This is a genomic window from Staphylococcus sp. B1(2026) (genome assembly GCF_058895785.1).
In genome coordinates this window covers 1-3,315 of record NZ_JBZXTS010000075.1, presented here as the reverse complement: position 1 = coordinate 3,315, position 3,315 = coordinate 1, and the positions used below count along the sequence as shown (strand labels likewise).

The window sequence follows — 3,315 nt, the reverse complement described above, 5'->3', positions numbered from 1 at the left end:
TCTGACAAAGCTTCAATTTTGAATGGTTTAATAATTTAATTAGACATTGTTTTAAATCAATGTAAAGTAATATTGCTTTATTGAAATTTATTCAATCATTTCAGATTCGAATCTCGCAATATTTTTATTTTCTCCTAATAAAACTAAAATATCCTCTTGATAAATATATTCTTCTGCGGGAGGTGAGACAATAATGTCTTGCGAACGTTTGATTGCAATAATATTAATACCGTATTCAGCACGAATATTCAAATCAATAATTGGTTTATTAATTAATTGTTTTGTCACTTTAAATTCAATCATTGAATAGGCATCTGATAATTCAATATAATCTAAGACAGAATCTGAGATAATATGATGTGCTACACGTTTACCCATATCTCTTTCGGGATGAACAATATAATCTGCACCAATTTTATGTAGTACTTTAGCATGGTATTCATTTTCAGCTTTTACAGTGACTGTCGGCACACCTAATTCTTTTAAAATTAAAGTGGTCAAAATACTAGCTTGAATATTACTTCCTATCCCAACAATCACATGATTGAAATTTCTAATCCCTAAAGCTTTTAACATTTCTTCATCAGTAGAGTCACCGATAACTGCTTCTGTCGCAATATCTTTAAAATTATTAATTACTTCTTCACTTACATCAATCGCCATGACATTCATATTCATATTAGCTAATTCTTTGACAATCGTTCCACCAAATCGGCCTAAACCAATCACCACAAATTCTTTTTGTTCCATATTACCTCCTAATTATCATCTTCTAAAAAATCTTTGTTAAAACTTGTTGTCGGTGTCATATGTTTTAATTGACTACTTTTCAGGATAATTTCTTTACCATATTTTTTATTTAATTTCATTGCAATATCACTTAATTGTTTACTCTTCTCTTGTTCTTCATAATGAAATAAAGACATCTGTTCACCTGTTAATGATTTTTTACTCACATTACCTACTGATACACTTAACAATCTCACTGCTTCATGATTCCAATTTTTTTCGAATAAATATTTGGCACTATCATAAATTACTGTTTTATTATCAGTTAATGTATCTAAAGTCATACTTCTCGTCATTTGTTTAAAATTATAATACTTAATTAAAATTTGAATTTGTTGTCCTACATACCCTTTATATTGTAATCGTTCAGCTACTTTGTCAGACAAAACTTTTAAGTACTGTAATAAGTCTTCTTTTATTAGAATGTCTTCTGGAAAAGTTTTAGATTGGCCAAATGATTTATGCTGATAGATAGCATTAGGATCAACAACACGTTGATCAATACCATTTGCACGCTCATGTAATCTTTGACCAACAACACCAAATAAATTAATAAGCTGTTGTTGTGGCATTTTTGCTAAATCACCTATTGTTGTAATACCTAATGCATTTAATTTTTCACTCGTTTTTTTACCACAACCATGTAAATTAATAATAGGCATTGGCCATAAAATTGTAGCAATTTGTCTTTTTCTTAAAATAGTAAATCCATTAGGCTTTTGTATATTACTTGCCATCTTGGCTAAAAATTTATTTGGTGCAATGCCGATACTACAACTTAAACCTATATCTTGTTTGATTTTTTGTTGAATAGCTTTTGCAACAGCCACCGGTTGTTGAAATTGAGAAAGATCAACATAGCCTTCATCAATACTCACAGGTTCAACTTGACTCGTATACTGCTTTAATAGTTGAAATATTTTATTAGAATATAATTTATATTTATTAAAATCAGGTGGTAAAAAGATAATGTTTGGACACAATTGTTTAGCATGACTCACTGTCATTGTAGTTTTGACACCATATGCTCTAGCATTATAGTTCGCAGTTACAATTATACCGTGTCTATTTTTAGGATTACCTGCAATAGCTAATGGTTGTGTTTTGTATTCAGGATAATATAGCTCTTCGACACTGGCATAAAAACAATTCATATCAATATGCATAATGACACGTACCATATTACCCCTCCTTCATTTATGCTTGTTTAATAATTTCTAATACTAAATTAAATAATTTTTCAATTTCACTTATCGCAATACGTTCATTAGTTGTATGAATATATTCATAACCGACAGCTAATACTGATGTTGGTATACCTTTACCTGATAAAATATTCGCATCACTACCACCACCTGTTACTTCTAAATGACCACTTAAACCTATTGAATATGCAGATTTTTGTGCATGTATAATCATTGGATGTGTAGGTTCAAAATTAAATAAACCATATTTATCTTGACGTTGTAGCTCATACGTTACTTCAAATTCTTCACATATTTTATCAACTGTTTGATTAATCGTATCCACTAATTGCTCTAATTTTTGTTCATTACGTGAACGTATTTCAAATAATACTTGTGCTTGTTCTTGCACAATATTCGTCGCACCATTTCCACCTGTAATTAAACCATAATTTAAAGTTGTCTCTTCATCAATTCGACTATTAGGTAAGTGACTAATAATTTGTGATAAAATATAAATAGCATTACGACCTTTTTCTGGCTCTAAACCTGCATGAGCAGTTTTACCATTAATTGTTAAATTAAAATGAACTTGTGCAGGTGCAGCAATTACAATCTCTCCAACATTACCTGTGGCATCCAATGCAAAACCATATTGTGCCTGTAAAACAGAAGTATCAAAAGCTTTTGCACCTACTAAACCACTCTCTTCACCAGCTGTAATCAAAATTTCAAGACGACCATGTGGTATATTATTTTGATTCAAATATGCAAGAATATCTAAAATAACAGCAATACCGGCTTTATCATCCGCACCTAAAATTGTTGTCCCATCCGTATGAATAATACCATCTGTCACTATTGGGTGAATATTACTACCAGGTACCACTGTATCCATATGAGCTAATAATAATAATGGAATTTTAGTAGAATCAGTTGCTTCTAATACTGCAAGAATATTACCAAAACCATGTCCAGTTATTTCTGCACTCTCATCAACCATAACTTGACAATTTAATGCTTGTAATCTATCAACTAGCCAAGCACCAATTTGTTGTTCGTACTTTGTTTCTGAATTAATTTGTACTAATTCTAAAAATGTTTTTATATCGTATGACATTTACGTACCTCCATTTCATATACTCTAATACTACCACTTTTTTTACCAAATATGAAATTATTTTATTATTGAATATTTAAAATAGCCACACTCTAACAATAATATCAGCACTTTTAAATACTTAATTATCACTCAACACATTTTCACTATATAATCCATTGAAAAGATTATTAATTTCATTTATTATTAAGATAATTAATCATTCAAAATTGAAGCTTTGTC

3 protein-coding genes are annotated in these 3,315 nt (G+C 29.7%); all 3 read right to left on the bottom strand.

The genetic code is table 11. From position 1 onward, the window contains the following. Positions 1-87: 87 nt before the first annotated feature. From AC5EAH_RS07800 to AC5EAH_RS07790, 3 genes are read right to left on the bottom strand one after another with little or no spacing between them, the layout of a single operon-like run. Positions 88-750 (bottom strand): potassium channel family protein, encoded by a 663-nt coding sequence (locus AC5EAH_RS07800; RefSeq protein WP_493494217.1) that lies wholly within the window; start codon positions 748-750, stop codon positions 88-90. A gap of 8 nt (positions 751-758) precedes the next feature. Then, complete coding sequence (locus tag AC5EAH_RS07795; protein WP_493494216.1) at positions 759-1,970, bottom strand: DNA polymerase IV; 1,212 nt, start codon at positions 1,968-1,970, stop codon at positions 759-761. A 16-nt stretch (positions 1,971-1,986) separates the two neighbouring features. Further along, positions 1,987-3,093 carry a M20/M25/M40 family metallo-hydrolase gene (locus tag AC5EAH_RS07790; protein ID WP_493494215.1) on the bottom strand — a complete coding sequence of 369 codons (1,107 nt, stop codon included), beginning with the start codon at positions 3,091-3,093 and terminating at the stop codon, positions 1,987-1,989. Between the last annotated feature and the right edge of the window lie 222 nt (positions 3,094-3,315).